This is a genomic window from Mahella australiensis 50-1 BON, from assembly GCF_000213255.1.
GTDB lineage: Bacteria > Bacillota > Clostridia > Mahellales > Mahellaceae > Mahella > Mahella australiensis.
The window spans coordinates 2,369,479-2,384,025 of record NC_015520.1 but is presented as its reverse complement, the minus strand read 5'-3'; the positions used below and the strand labels follow the sequence as shown (position 1 = coordinate 2,384,025).

The window sequence follows — 14,547 nt, the reverse complement described above, 5'->3', positions numbered from 1 at the left end:
AGATATTACCTCCATTTTATGACGCTGACTCGGTTTTTGATTCTTTGGCACCCTTGTAAGGCATTATATCGTATTCGCGGCCCAATTTTTCCAATATATTCAATACTGTATCCAACTGCTCCCTCGTATGAGTAGCCATCAGGCTTATGCGCACGCGCGAAAGATTTCGCGATACAGCGGGATATTCAACCGGATTTACATATACACCGTATTCGTGAAGACGTCTGCATACCTCCCTTACTTTAAGGTCATCGCCTATTATGATAGGAAATATAGCGGTTTGAGAATTGCCTATATTAAAGCCTAGATCCAGCAGGTTCTTTCTGAAATACCTTATATTATCCCAGAGCTTTTCACGCAGCTGAGGTTCGTCTACTATAACTTTAAGGGCTTCGCGCAACGAACCGGTAACCTGCGGAGTAGGTGCCGTAGAGAACATGTAGGCTCTTGAATAGAAATGCAGCATATCTACCAATTCGCTATTGGAAGCTATGAAGCCACCTACGCAGCCAAGCGCTTTACTGAAAGTACCGGCTACTATGTCTATCTGCCCCTCCATATGGTAATGTTCAGGTGTTCCACGGCCGTTTTCGCCTATTACTCCAGTAGCATGAGCCTCATCTATCATCACATACGCCCCGTATTGCTTGGCCAGGCTTGCTATGGCAGGCAGTGGAGCTATATCACCGTCCATGGAATAAACACCGTCTACTATTATCAGCTTGGTGCGGTATTTATCTTTGACGGTGCTCAGCACCTTCTCAAGATGCTCCATATTGTTGTGGCGGAAATAACGGACATTGGTGTTCTTGCAACCGTCTACGATACTAGCATGCACATATTGGTCCAGTATAGCTATATCGTCTTTCTGCAGCAGGGCCAGAAGCGTTCCGGCATTAGAGCCGAAGCCGGAGGTGTAAAGTATAGCGTCCTCGCATCCTTTAAAAGCAGCTATTTCTTTTTCTAACGCCACGTGTATGTCCAAAGTACCTCCTAACAACGGGACAGAACCAGCCCCAGTGCCGTATTTTTGTAAGGCCTCCATACCGGCTTGTATGGTCCTCGGATGCCTGGTAAGATTAAGATAATCATTTGAGGCCATGTATATCATTTCGCGCAACTCGCCGGTATAAGGATCTATGACCATCATAGTAGGGCCTGAGCCACTGGCCGAAACGCGCCTGTATTGCATATGGTGTTTTGCTCGAGCATCGCTTAAATATTCGCTTATGGTATGAGCACGCTGCATCAAATCCTGATCAGGTATGTAAGCAAAATCTGCTAAGCTGTATTTTGTTGAATCCATATCAAACTCCTCTATTCATTGATTTATTGTGCACAAAATTGTGCTCATCAATTATAATGTAATTTTAGTACAACTGTCTGGAAAGTGCAAGTTTATTTTCACTGGCTATTGACACACATACAAAAAAGTTCAAAAAATTTGACAAAAAGGCAAGATAATTTAGGCCTTTGTAAGGATTTTCTTCATGTTCAATTATCAAGCTCCTGAGGATATGTGTCCGTCTGGTGATGGGTAAAGTTTAACAAGGTTGTATTTTTGGTGTATAATACAATAAAGTAATGTATCAGGAGTAGCACATGGACAGTTGGATTATTTTAACTAAATTCATTCTAATTGCATATGCCGCAATGCGCTTTTTCAGCAATGCTGTGAAGTCGTCCAGTATGGCGGTACTTTTTATGTTCTTGTATATAAGCATCAACATGCTTTATTATACTGGAGGATTGATATGAAGATAGGGGTAGCATTGGGAGGAGGAGCGGCAAGAGGATACGCGCATATAGGGGTATTGAAGGCGTTGGAACACCGCGGTATACGCCCTGATTATGTAGCAGGCTGCAGTATGGGGGCCCTTATAGGAGCCATCTATTGTACGGGCATATCTATAGATATGTTGGAGGAGTTGGCGATTACTATTACGCCGAAATATTGGTTGGATCCGTCATTATCGCGTACAGGGTTACTTCAGGGTAAGAAACTTGAATCGGTTATCGCCACGCTGACGGGCAACCGCAAAATGGAAGACCTCGCTATACCGTTTTGGGCTGTAGCCACCGATGTTATGGCTAGCGAACCTTATATATTCAAAAGCGGCAGCATAGCTACAGCGGTGAGAGCCAGCACAGCTATACCAGCGGTATTTGAGCCAGTCTACCTCGATGACCGCATATTGGTGGATGGAGGATTTGTAGATCTTATTCCAGCGGATTTGGTCAAGGAAATGGGAGCCGATATTATAATAGCTGTAAATGTAGGATTTTCATCGGCTTCGATTAATCCGTCCAATGCCGCGGAACTGCTCATGCTTTCTATAGATACACTGCAAAAGCAGTTATATAAGTATAAAGCAATAGATGCGGATTATATAATACGCCCTGATGTGTCGGATATAAAGCCTAATCAATTCGATAAGGCACAGGATTGCATAAAAATAGGTGAACGGGCTGCAGAACAAGCTCTGGAAGCGTATGACATGTGAGGGCATTGCATGTTAATGATATAACGATGTATAATTTGTTAGGAAGTAAATGAGAAAGTTGGCCTTATATGTATAAAGATCTGCAGAATTTTGCAAATATATTGGAACAAAATGGGTTGCTCAAACGCATAACGACAGAGGTGGACAGCCGCCTTGAGATAACCGAAATAGCCGACAGGGTGGTGAAATCCGGCGGTCCAGCCTTGTTGTTCGAGAGGGTGAACGATTCGCCGTATCCTGTGCTTATAAATACCTTCGGCAGCTACGAGCGCTTGAATATGGCGCTTGAGGTCGACAGCCTGGATGAAATAGCCGATAAGCTTTATGACCTCATGGATATGTCAAACTATATGGGCTTGGTAAACAAATTGAAATCGGTTCCCAAGTTGGCCAAGCTGGCCAGGGTCTTTCCGAGAAAGGTGGACAAGGCCGATTGCCAGCAAATCGTCGAGGACCCTGATCTATCCAAGTTACCTATATTATGGTGCTGGCCCGAGGACGGCGGCCGTTTTATCACGCTGCCGCTGGTTATAACCAAGGATCCGGAAACCGGCCAGCAGAATATCGGCATGTACAGGATGCAGGTCTATGATGAAAAAACCACAGGGATGCACTGGCATTTGCACAAGGACGGGCGGGAAATCTACGAAAAGTATAAAAAAATAGGCGGCAGGATGCCGGTATCAGTGGCTTTGGGAGGCGATCCGGCAGTTATATACGCGGCCACCGCTCCGCTGCCCAAAGAGATAGATGAGATGTTATTTGCGGGCTTTTTGAGAGGCGGGCCCGTGGATACGGTAAAGAGCAGAACCAACGATATATACGTGCCGGCCAATGCCGAGTTCGTGCTGGAGGGCTATGTGGATACCGATGAATTACGGGAAGAGGGACCTTTCGGGGATCATACCGGTTATTATTCGCTCAAGGACCTTTATCCGGTATTTCATCTGACCTGCATTACGCGCAGGAAAAATCCGATATATCCTGCTACGGTCGTGGGCAGGCCGCCTATGGAGGACTGTTACCTAGGCAAGGCTACCGAAAGGATATTTCTGCCGCTTATAAAGTTGATATGCCCGGAGGTCATCGACATGAATTTCCCGCTCGAAGGCGTATTTCACAATTGCGCCATCGTATCTATAAAAAAGCGCTATCCCGGTCAGGCCAGGAAGGTTATGCATGCATTGTGGGGCATGGGGCAGATGATGTATACAAAGATGATCGTGGTGGTTGATGAAGGCGTAGACCCTCACGACCTTTCGACAGTGGCGTGGAAGGTATTCAACAATATAGATGCAAAAAGGGATCTCGAGATAGTGGAAGGGCCGCTGGATGCGCTCGACCACGCGTCGCCCATGCCATTCTACGGCCATAAGCTGGGCATAGATGCTACCAAGAAATGGCCGCAGGAAGGCCATATGCGCCCATGGCCGGATGATATAGTCATGGATGATGATATCAAGAGATTGGTGGATGAGAGGTGGCATGAATACGGTATTTGACAGATTGAAAAAATACGCCGAGATGGTGATGTTCTCTCATACGCTGTTCTCATTGCCGTTCGGCCTTATGGCCATGCTTTGGGCGGCCGATGGCCTGCCGTCCTTTCGCGTCGTATTCTGGATACTGGTGGCGTTGTTTGGTGCCAGAAACGGGGCCAATGCCTTGAACCGCCTTATAGATAAGGATATAGATGCAGCAAACCCGAGGACGGCGTCCAGGCATTTGCCCAAAGGGCAACTCAAACCGAGCGAGGTGCTCGCGGTGGCAGTGGTTTGCTTTGCGCTTATGATATGGGCGGCGTATGAGCTCAATCCTCTGTGTCTTATGCTGTCGCCTTTGGCCATCCTGCTGTTCATAGTGTATTCATATACAAAGCGCTTCACATGGGCCTGCCATATAGTACTCGGCCTAGCCTGCGGCGGCGCTCCGGTAGGGGCATGGATGGCTGTTACGGGCACCATAGGCTGGCCGTCGCTGGTACTTGGTGCGGCAGTTATGCTATGGGTAGCCGGCTTTGATATAATATACGGCACGCAGGATGTGGATTTTGATAAGAGTTTCGGTATTTTTTCCATACCGGTGAAATTCGGTATAAAAAACGCTTTGCTCATTTCGACCGCCTTTCATGTTATGGCTTTGCTGCTGTTGCTCTACCTGTTCTTTTTGCTGGATTTGGGTTGGCTTTATATCGTGGGCTGGCTTATAGCGGCGGCATTGATATACGTCGAGCATAGCATAGTGTCGCCCGATCATCTTGATGACGTTAAGATAGCCTCGTACAGCATAAATCAGATAGTCAGTGTAGTGCTGTTCATATTTACGGCAGCCGACATGTTCATAGCGAGGTGATGAATTTGGGAAGATATATACTCGGTATAACCGGCGCAAGTGGCAGCATATATGGTATAAGGTTGGCGCAGCAGCTTTTGGTGCGGGGCGATGAAATACATCTCGTGATGACCGATAACGGCCGCGCTGTCGTAGAGTATGAGACCGGTTATACGGCGGATGAGCTGACGGACGATTTGCAAGGATACGATGGAAAGCTGGAGAGCTATTCGATAGGCGACATCTTTGCGCCTATATCCAGCGGTTCTTTCAAGGCCGATGCCATGATAGTGGCGCCGTGCTCCATGGCTACCTTGGCTCATATAGCGAACGGCATATCGGATAATTTGCTGGAAAGGGCGGCTGATGTATGCATTAAAGAGCGGCGCCGGCTTATATTGGTGCCGAGGGAAACGCCGCTCAGCTCGATACATTTGAGCAATATGCTGGCGCTAAGCCAAGCCGGAGCGATCGTGTTGCCTGCTATGCCGGCATTTTACCACAAGCCGCAGTCATTGGACGACGCGGTCAACTTTGTGGTGGGCAAAACGCTGGATGCTCTCGGCATAGATAACGATCTTTATAAACATTGGAACGGAGAGATAAAACTATGAGAAAGTATTTTGTGTTGATTATGGTATCGGCGATACTATTGTCGTTTGTAGCATGTTCTTCAGATGGGAACGATGCGGCCATGCCTTTGGAGCCTATAAGCATAGGAGTGTTGCCGGATGTGGACTCAATACCGCTTATCATAGCCGATAAAAACGGGTATTTCAAAGAGGAAGGCGTGAAAGTCGATATACAGCACTTCAAAAGTGCGCCGGACAGGGACAGCGCTTTGCAAAGCGGCAATATAGATGGTGCGGTATCGGATATATTGGCGGCGGCATTTGCCAATGACGGCGGGTTTAACGTGAAGATAACCTCTTTGACCAATGGCATGTATAAGCTGCTGGTCAATAAAGACAAGGGTATAAATGATATACAGTCGCTCAAGGGCAAGAGTATAGCCATTTCTACAAATACAATCATCGAATATGCCACCGATAAGATGTTAGAGGAGGGCGGCTTAAAGCCCGAGGATATCCATAAAATGGCCATACCGCAGATACCGACGCGCCTGGAAATGCTTCAAAACGGCAAGGTCGACGCTGCAACATTGCCGGACCCTCTGGCCAGTGTGGCCGTGAAAGACGGGGCGCTGCTGCTAAACAGCACCGATAAGATGGGCATAAATCCGGGCGTACTGCTCTTTGCGCAGGACGCCATAGATAAGAAATCGGCCAGTATCAAGGCTATGTACAGGGCGTATGACAAAGCGGTCGAATATCTGAAGAAAGAGCCTGTGTCCAGCTACGCCGATGTACTCATAAACGACGTGGGTTTTCCAGAGGGTATAGAGGATAGCATATCGCTTCCAGCGTACACGCAGGTTGCACTGCCCAGCCAAAAGGATTTTGACGATGTGATAAAATGGTTGACTGATAAAAAGCTTATAAAGAACAGCTATGGATTTGAGCAGCTGGTAGACAGGCGCTTTGTGAAGTAACCATGATATCGGTGGAAGGCCTGACGGTAAGATATGGTACCGGTAACGGTATAGTGGAGGCTTTATCTGATTTTAGCATAAAGGTGGCCGACGGCGACATCATTGCTGTGATAGGGCCGTCAGGGTGCGGCAAATCTACGCTGCTGCACGTGCTGGCAGGCATTATAGGCGGATACGAAGGTGCTGTGCTCATCAACGGCCGGCCGGTAAACCCGACAGAGCAGCGCATAGGACTCATACTTCAGGATTATGGCTTGTTGCCGTGGAAGACGGTTTATGAAAATGCCGTGCTTGGCTTGAAGATAAAAGGGGAAGCTTCCGACAAAACATATATGAAATATATTTTAGACCGATTGGGTCTGGTCGATATGCTGGACAGGTATCCGAATCAACTGAGCGGCGGGCAAAGACAGCGCGTGGCCATAGCCCGCTCGTTCATACTAAAGCCCGACCTTTTGCTGATGGACGAGCCGTTTTCTGCTTTGGACGAAATAACCAGGGAAAGCATGCAGGACCTTTTCCTGGATATATGGAGGCAGTATAGGGTATCGACGCTGTTTGTAACTCACAGCATCGAAGAAGCGGTGTACGTGGGCCGAAGGATAGTCGTGCTGACGCCGTCGCCGGGCAGGGTCAAAGGCGAAATCGAAAATCCGTTGTTCGGAATGAACGATTTGCGCCTGTCGGACGATTTTTACCATATGAGCATGCGCATACGCCGCATGTTGAGGGAAGATGAGGAAAACATAGATGAAGCGCAAACGCATTGACCTCATCGCGGCGCTGGCGGTGCTGATTGCCGCGTGGTATGCGATCTCGCTGATATGGCGTATGCCCATCATACCGTCACCTATAGCGGTGTTTTATAAATTCTTCGAAATATTGCCTTCCAAATTGGGCGTTCATGCGCTATACAGCCTATGGCGCATAGCTGCCGGTATAGCGCTGTCGCTTGTGATAGGGGTACCGATAGGGCTGTGCATGGGCTATTTCTCTGAATTCGGCAGGATATCATCGCCGGTCGTATACTTCTTATATCCTATACCTAAGATAGCGTTGCTGCCGGTAGTCATGCTGCTGCTGGGTTTGGGCGAGGCATCGAAGATAGCCATGATAGTGCTGATAATCGTGTTTCAAATAATAGTCACAGTGCGGGATGCCGTGAAGGGCATACCGAAAGAGATGTATTATTCTCTGATATCGCTGGGTGCAAAGCGCGGCAACATATTCAGCGATATCATTATCCCGGCCAGTTTGCCTGAGGTGCTGACGTCCATGCGCGTCGGTCTAGGTACGGCCATTTCGGTGCTGTTTTTTACCGAAACGTTCGGCACCGAATACGGCATAGGCTATTTTATCATGGATGCATGGATGAGGGTCAATTACCTCGAAATGTATTCGGGCATAGTAATGCTCAGCATAATAGGGTTTGCCGTTTTTTCAGCTATAGATGTGGCAGAGCATATATTATGCCGATGGAAATGATGTTGTTGTATTATTGTATTCTGTGATATTTGCATATACGCCATATAGGATATATAATTAGCTAAAAAGTGATCGACGAGGAGAGTACATATGCAGTATTTGTTGCGTTTGGTAAAGCAGGCCAGACCTTATTGGAAGTACCTTATAGCTGCTGCTCTCAGCATGCTGGCAGTGACGGGGTTAAACCTCATAGGGCCTAATCTTATTAGCCGGTTGGTTGAAGTAGTGACTAATCTCGACCAATACCCCGATGCTCGGAGAGTTATATTGAATTTGGCGCTCATACTTCTTATATCTTATGCTGGCAGGACATTATTCGCCTTCTTATACCGCTACTTGGCGCACTATGCGGCGTGGCGCCTTGTAGCAGACATGCGCGTTATAGTATACGACAAGCTCCAGCAGCTATCGCTCAGATATTATCATGATAAGCAGACAGGCCAGCTCATGTCCAGGGTAACCAACGATACGGCCACTTTCGAAATGCTGATAGCCCATGCTGTGCCCGATCTGGTTACCAATGTCCTTATACTCATAGGCGTAGCCATCGTCCTATTTTCAAAAAACGCCGCTTTGGCGGCACTGACGCTTATACCCGTACCGTTTTTGGCTTATGCCGGCTTTGTATTCGTCAAAAAGATACAGCCCAATTTCAGATATGCTCAGAGGGCGTTGGCCGATTTCAATGCCGATTTGCAGGATAATCTGTCGGGCATACGCGAGATACAGATATTTAATAGGCAGGAATATGAAACAACAAAACTCAGGCAGCGTTCTTATGCTCATGCTGATGCGATATTACGAGCGCTTAAACTAAGCGGGATATTTCATCCTATAGTGGAGTTTTTCAGTTCGCTGGGCACTGTTATCGTGGTGGCGATGGGTGGCCTTATGGCTATGGCCGGCAATCTCCCCGTGGAGGATATAGTTGGCTTTGTACTGTACCTTGGTATGTTCTATCAGCCTATAGGAGCGCTGGGGCAGGTAATGGAAAACCTGCAGCAGGCTTTAGCCGGGGCCGAGCGTGTATTTGAGGTACTGGATACAGAACCAGATGTTAAGGAGAAAGAAAATGCTATCGAGCTCAAGGATGTAAAAGGTGAGATAACGTTTGAAGATGTAACTTTCTACTACAGGCCAGATGTGTATGTTTTGAAAGATATATCTTTTGAGATAAAACCCGGGCAGATGGTGGCCTTTGTAGGTCCTACTGGCGTGGGCAAAACTACCATAATGAGCCTATTGGCTCGCTTTTATGATCCCGTGTCCGGATGCATAAAGATAGACGGCATCGATATACGCGATGTAACGCTGCGCTCGTTGAGGGATAATATAAGCATGGTGTTGCAGGATGTATTTCTTTTTAACGGTACTGTAGCTGAAAATATAGCGTATGGCACTGAAGATGCAACCATGGACGATATAATAAATGCCGCTAAAATAGCATGTGCTCACGATTTTATAATGGCTTTTCCAGATGGCTACGATACCTATATAGGAGAACGCGGCGTAAATTTATCCGGCGGGCAAAAACAGCGGCTAGCCATAGCCCGCGCTGTGCTGCGCGATACGCCTATACTGATACTGGATGAAGCCACTTCATCTGTGGATGCCGAGACCGAACGCCAGATACAGAATGCTATAAATAATCTGGCCAATAGCCGTACCATACTCATAATAGCCCATAGATTATCTACTGTAAAAAAAGCCGACAATATCATCGTGCTCGACGAGGGCCGCATAGTTGAGCAGGGTACGCATGAGGAGCTGATAAAACGCGGTGGCCTTTACAGTTATCTGTGCTCTATGCAGTTCAATACCGAGGATACGGTAAAGATGGCTTAATCATTCATATATCCATTGCTCGAACAATTTGTCTATAGCATCGGCGTCGCCACATATCTCGGCTGCTAATTTCTGAAAATCTTGGGTGGTGGCTATCTTCCACTTATATCGGCGCAGATATTCCTGTAGCAGCTTAAAGTAACTGTCATCGCCCATTTGTTGCCTTAGGGCGTCGTGAAACAGTGCCCCTTTGTCGTATACTACTATATAATACTGTGATTTAGAAAAACCTGATATAGGGCTGTATAATACGCCGTCCGAGGTCGTTTTAAGGCGCTGGCTTATTTTATTGAGAGCCTGTTGCTTACGCTGTGTCCCATAGCGCGATTCATAGTATATCACCTCGGAGTATCGCGTTAGCCCTTCATCCAGCCATGGCTCGCGAAATTCATCATTGCCTACCATATTGAACCACCATTGGTGAGCTATCTCATGTACTACCTCGCGTTCAACGTCCCTGCCGCGAAATACAGCCGGTGCATATAATGCTATGCCTGAGTATTCCATGCCGCCGGAGCGCAGTGGGGCCTCTGCCAGCACCATATAGTCGTACGGATATGTCCCGAAACGCTGTTGGAAGATCGATAAAGCGTGTTCGGCATAGTCCAGCATAGACCGTGCCACATCAGGAGAACCATTGGCATATGCTGCAGTGACGGTGATACCTCCCACCTTTTTGCTGACCGTTTTATAGTTTGCCGATGCAGCGAAGCAAAAGGTACGGGCTGGGGATGCCGTGACATGAACCAGGCGGCGATCGCCTTCTACCGTATCGTATTCTACATGGCCGCCGAATACCGCTTTTTGCTTAGCCGGCATAGATAACTTTACATCGTAATCGGCAGCGTCGCTTATGTACGGATCGCCATTGTAATAATATGGCGAGATTATCCAACCACTGTCGCTGCGCGCGGCTAAAGATGGATAGAAGCGCGACAATGCATAAACGCCGTTTTTATAGCCATAGTCGCCGAGTTTATCAGTAACGATCGGTATATTGCTGGTAAAGAAGATGTCAAGCTTTACCTTTTTCCATGGATATATTGGTTTGGGAGGCTGTATCACCACCGTATTGGCGGAGTATTCGAACTTAACCTCCGCCTCGTCCAGCATGATTTTTTGTATCTCGGTAAGGCGTTCATCGGTATTTTGATAAAGCTGTAAATATATATCATTGAGCGGCTCATCGCCTGTATTTTTGAAAAATATAGTTTCCTGGCCGGATATAGTATTCTTTTCGGTATCCAATACCAGGCTCATCTCATACCGTGGTCGATTTAGTTCGAGCTTTGTATCATCTGCTGGCTCCTGTTGCTGCACTGCGTCGCTTATTTGCGATGCAGGTGGCGTGGGCGATGGGCGTGCCGGCGACAGCATAGCACAGCCTGAGACTGTTACCGATAGTATTATTATAAGCCATATAAAACGATGCTTCATCTAGTCCTCCTATAATAAACGCTATATATTTTATTATCGGATATTATGAGTATATCATAACAGCTTTTTGCGTGGTATAATAATAGCGGAAAGATTCTTACAGTATTTGCTGGAGAAAGGGCGATATTTATGGAGTGGAAACATGTCGATGGAGAAAACAGAGGCAAGGTCAATTTCTTCGCTTTGAGCACATGCATATGGTGCAGAAAAACCAAAGCGCTTTTGAACAGATTGGGTGTGGATTATTATTACATCGATGTTGATCTGGTCACCGGAGATGATGTTGACAAGGTGAGGAACGAAATGGGCAGGTGGAATCCTATGCTTTCCTTTCCTACTATTATCATAGACGACGACAAAGTGATTATTGGTTACAGGGAGCAAGAGCTTAAGGAGGCGCTCGGATATGGGGATAAATAAAGAGGATATAGAAAGGCTATATGAAGAAAAAAAGGTCGAAGCCGAAAGCTCAGGATACAGGTTGAATCCCGATGTTGATTTTACGCTTGGCTTGATGGAAGGCCTGCTTATAAACGAGAAACGGTATGGCTATCAATCCTGCCCGTGCAGATTGGCATCAGGCAGGATTGAAGAAGATCAGGATATCATATGCCCATGCGATTACAGGGATGCCGATGTGGCGCAGTATGGCTCTTGCTATTGCGGCTTATATGTATCGCAGGAGATTACTAACGGCGATGCGCAAATACAGCCCATTCCGGAAAGAAGAGGAAGAAATGAAGGACGCAAGGGTGTAGATTCTCCCTTTGGCAGTTCACTTTCGTTGCCGGTATGGCGATGTAAGGTTTGCGGATATCTGTGCGCTCGTCAACAACCGCCCGGGATGTGCCCTATATGCAAAGCCAAAAAAGAAAAATTTGAGAGATTTATGTAAATTAAAATATAACGCAGCGGCATAATAATTGAGAATACTACAAAGAATACTATGTGTTTATAATTCAAAATTATTATGTCAGGAGGAAATATTATGAAAAAGCTGCGAGTAGGAATTATAGGTGTGGGTATGGCGTTTGAAAAGCTCCATTATCCCGCATATCAGCAATTGCAAGATAAATATCAGATAGTAGCGCTATGTGATCAGGACAGGCAAAAAGCTGAGAATTGGCGCAATACGTTGGGCCTCAAGCCGGAGGATATATATGATGACCATAGGGATATTATAAAGCGCACCGATATAGATGTTTTCGATATAATGGTGCCTATAGAGCTTAACTTTCAGGTTACTGAAGATGTTGCTAAGGCGGGCAAGCCTATAATATGTGAAAAACCGCTGGCGCCTACACGCCAGGAAGCCGAGGCTGCAAGGGAGCTGCCAAGGCGATATAATGTACCGATAATGATAGCCGAAAATTACCGGTATAACGAAGAGAATAATATAATCAGGGACCTCATCCGTACACAGGATATAGGCGAGGTTTATTATTTTATAGAAAACCGCGTCGTGAATTTTCCGGATGAAATGCTCAAAGATGATTTTGCGGCACGCGAATGGCGCCAGCACCCGGAATTTCCCGGCGGCATATTCATGGATTACTGCATCCATGATATAGCGGGTTTACGCCATATATTCGGTGCCATAGACAGCGTGCATGCTTTCGGTCGTAAGCAAAGGGATATGGAGGAAGATGAATTCTCCCCTTATTCTGTAATTCAGGCTAACATGCAGTTTAAGAGCGGCGTGCTTGGCCAGTTCAGCTTCTTTGGTGAGGGTATGGAGATGCAGCGGCCGCTTATAGGCCTGCGCATATTCGGTACAAAAGGTGAAGTGTATTTAGAAGAGCGTTCATGCGGCACTATAAACATTGCATATAACGACGGTACCAGTCGACAGATACCATATACGCCGGGCCGCGGCTACTATAACGAGCTGGCCAATTTCTACAACGCCGTAATGGGGCAAGAGCCGCTGTATACAACGCCGGAAATGGAGTACGGAGATGCTATAACGATATTCGCTATACTGGATTCTATACAGAGGAAATCTCCCGTAGCTGTGGACAGAGAACTGGCTTTTGCAAGATAACACGATAAGGAGTGCCAAAGGCGCTCCTTAGATTTTGTTTATTCGCATTGCATTATTTGTACATGACTGATAAAATTATTGAAAATGATTTTATCAATGTAAGGGGAATGTTATAACTATGATGCCAAAGTATATGATGGTAAAACAATACTTAAAAGAAAAGATAGATCGAGGAGAAATAAAAAAAGGCGAGCGCATCGAGAGCGAGAATGAATTAGCCAAAAGGTTTAATGTAAGCAATATAACTATAAGAAGAGCCCTTTCCGATCTAAGCAACGAGGGCTATATATATAGGGTTCAGGGCAAGGGGAGTTTCGCTTGCGAGGTAAAATCTGATATACCGGAAAAAGGTATGCATGTGATAGCTGTTATATTTTCGCTTATCAGATATTATAACGACATATTTATAGATATGATAAAGGGTATTCAATCATATCTTGAAGAAAACCATTACTCCATGGTGATGTATTATTATGAAAGTGACCCGGATAAAGAAAGACAAAAAATTCATGATCTTATTACCGGTAATGAAGTAGAGGGATTAATACTATACTCTTACATGCCAGAACATAATATAGCGCTCTTTAAGGAAATGAAAACTAGGAAATTTCCATTCGTACTTTTGGATAGGTATTGTGAAAGATATCCTACTAATTATGTAATGTCAGATGGATTTAGCGGAGCTTATGGAGCAACAGAATATTTGATAAATTTGGGACACAAAGATATAGCCTTTGTTTCTTCGGAATTGGATGTATCTACTGTAAAAAGACGTATTGAGGGCTATATAAATGCTCTAAAAAATAATGATACGGCTTGTGAAGGCTTGGTATTTAACAATGATGAAAGCTCTCTGAACGAAATAATGAATAGAGCGGAGAAAGGGGATATTACAGCCGTTATTACAGGCAATAAGTCAACAGCTGCGCAGCTTGTGTACATGCTGTATCAGCGCGGTTTATCTGTACCACAAGATATGAGTCTGATAACTTTCGATGGTTCTCCAGAATTGCCATTAAGCAGCAAGCTGCGGCTTACGTGTATAGAGCAGCCTTATTATGAAATGGGTCGTAAAGCTGCGGCCATGCTGCTCGATGATATACGAGATCCTAAAATAGTGAATCAATCCATAATTTTGCCATGCCGCTTCGTAGAAGGCAATTCATGCAACAAACTCAGCGAATGAGTATTATAAGCTAAGTTAGTATACTAACTTAGCTTATAATACTCAAAATAAGTTTTGTACGAAAATAAAAATTTTACTCAAACTTAACTATAACTTAATGACAAATTAACAAAAACAGTTTATAATATACTTAGTATAATAAATATACTAAAATCATTATATT

At 45.6% G+C, this 14,547-nt stretch carries 14 protein-coding genes; 12 read left to right on the top strand and 2 right to left on the bottom strand.

The annotated features are described in order from the left end of the window. Positions 1-16: 16 nt before the first annotated feature. Positions 17-1,306, bottom strand: a complete 1,290-nt coding sequence (locus tag MAHAU_RS11175) for an aminotransferase class I/II-fold pyridoxal phosphate-dependent enzyme (RefSeq protein ID WP_013781839.1) — start codon at positions 1,304-1,306, stop codon at positions 17-19. A 448-nt stretch (positions 1,307-1,754) separates the two neighbouring features. On the opposite strand from MAHAU_RS11175, the gene MAHAU_RS11170 reads away from it, so the two are divergent. From MAHAU_RS11170 to MAHAU_RS11135, 8 genes are all read left to right on the top strand, one after another. After that, a complete protein-coding gene (locus MAHAU_RS11170; RefSeq protein ID WP_013781837.1) occupies positions 1,755-2,504 on the top strand; it encodes a patatin-like phospholipase family protein in 750 nt (249 codons plus the stop codon). A gap of 68 nt (positions 2,505-2,572) precedes the next feature. Further along, the gene (locus MAHAU_RS11165) at positions 2,573-4,006 is read left to right on the top strand and encodes a menaquinone biosynthesis decarboxylase (RefSeq protein WP_013781836.1); all 1,434 of its coding nucleotides are present in this window, start codon (positions 2,573-2,575) and stop codon (positions 4,004-4,006) included. Further along, a complete protein-coding gene (locus tag MAHAU_RS11160) occupies positions 3,954-4,856 on the top strand; it encodes a UbiA-like polyprenyltransferase (protein ID WP_245543917.1) in 903 nt (300 codons plus the stop codon). Before MAHAU_RS11165 ends, MAHAU_RS11160 begins: the two co-directional genes overlap by 53 nt. Continuing rightward, positions 4,856-5,449, top strand: a complete 594-nt coding sequence (locus MAHAU_RS11155; protein ID WP_013781834.1) for a UbiX family flavin prenyltransferase — start codon at positions 4,856-4,858, stop codon at positions 5,447-5,449. The genes MAHAU_RS11160 and MAHAU_RS11155 overlap by 1 nt, the downstream gene beginning before the upstream one ends. Beyond that, positions 5,446-6,387 (top strand): ABC transporter substrate-binding protein, encoded by a 942-nt coding sequence (locus MAHAU_RS11150; protein WP_013781833.1) that lies wholly within the window; start codon positions 5,446-5,448, stop codon positions 6,385-6,387. Before MAHAU_RS11155 ends, MAHAU_RS11150 begins: the two co-directional genes overlap by 4 nt. Before the next feature lie 2 nt (positions 6,388-6,389). Then, positions 6,390-7,157: an ABC transporter ATP-binding protein gene (locus MAHAU_RS11145; RefSeq protein WP_013781832.1), complete on the top strand. Its 768-nt coding sequence runs from the start codon at positions 6,390-6,392 to the stop codon at positions 7,155-7,157. Further along, the gene (locus MAHAU_RS11140; protein WP_013781831.1) at positions 7,138-7,872 is read left to right on the top strand and encodes an ABC transporter permease; all 735 of its coding nucleotides are present in this window, start codon (positions 7,138-7,140) and stop codon (positions 7,870-7,872) included. Before MAHAU_RS11145 ends, MAHAU_RS11140 begins: the two co-directional genes overlap by 20 nt. Positions 7,873-7,962: 90 nt before the next feature. After that, positions 7,963-9,717 (top strand): ABC transporter ATP-binding protein, encoded by a 1,755-nt coding sequence (locus MAHAU_RS11135; RefSeq protein WP_013781830.1) that lies wholly within the window; start codon positions 7,963-7,965, stop codon positions 9,715-9,717. Here MAHAU_RS11135 and MAHAU_RS11130 read toward each other — a convergent pair whose 3' ends face one another. Next, positions 9,718-11,154, bottom strand: a complete 1,437-nt coding sequence (locus tag MAHAU_RS11130) for a M1 family metallopeptidase (protein ID WP_013781829.1) — start codon at positions 11,152-11,154, stop codon at positions 9,718-9,720. A 129-nt stretch (positions 11,155-11,283) separates the two neighbouring features. Between MAHAU_RS11130 and MAHAU_RS11125 the strand changes: the two genes are divergently transcribed. The 4 genes from MAHAU_RS11125 to MAHAU_RS11110 all read left to right on the top strand — a co-directional run bounded on the left by MAHAU_RS11125 (position 11,284) and on the right by MAHAU_RS11110 (position 14,384). Beyond that, positions 11,284-11,574 (top strand): glutaredoxin family protein, encoded by a 291-nt coding sequence (locus MAHAU_RS11125; protein WP_013781828.1) that lies wholly within the window; start codon positions 11,284-11,286, stop codon positions 11,572-11,574. Beyond that, entirely contained in the window at positions 11,561-12,049 is a 489-nt protein-coding gene (locus MAHAU_RS11120; protein WP_013781827.1) for a ferredoxin-thioredoxin reductase catalytic domain-containing protein, read from the top strand. The genes MAHAU_RS11125 and MAHAU_RS11120 overlap by 14 nt, the downstream gene beginning before the upstream one ends. 93 nt (positions 12,050-12,142) lie before the next feature. Further along, entirely contained in the window at positions 12,143-13,198 is a 1,056-nt protein-coding gene (locus MAHAU_RS11115; RefSeq protein ID WP_013781826.1) for a Gfo/Idh/MocA family protein, read from the top strand. A gap of 118 nt (positions 13,199-13,316) precedes the next feature. After that, positions 13,317-14,384, top strand: coding sequence for a GntR family transcriptional regulator (locus tag MAHAU_RS11110; RefSeq protein ID WP_013781825.1), 1,068 nt, complete (start codon positions 13,317-13,319; stop codon positions 14,382-14,384). Positions 14,385-14,547 lie beyond the last annotated feature (163 nt).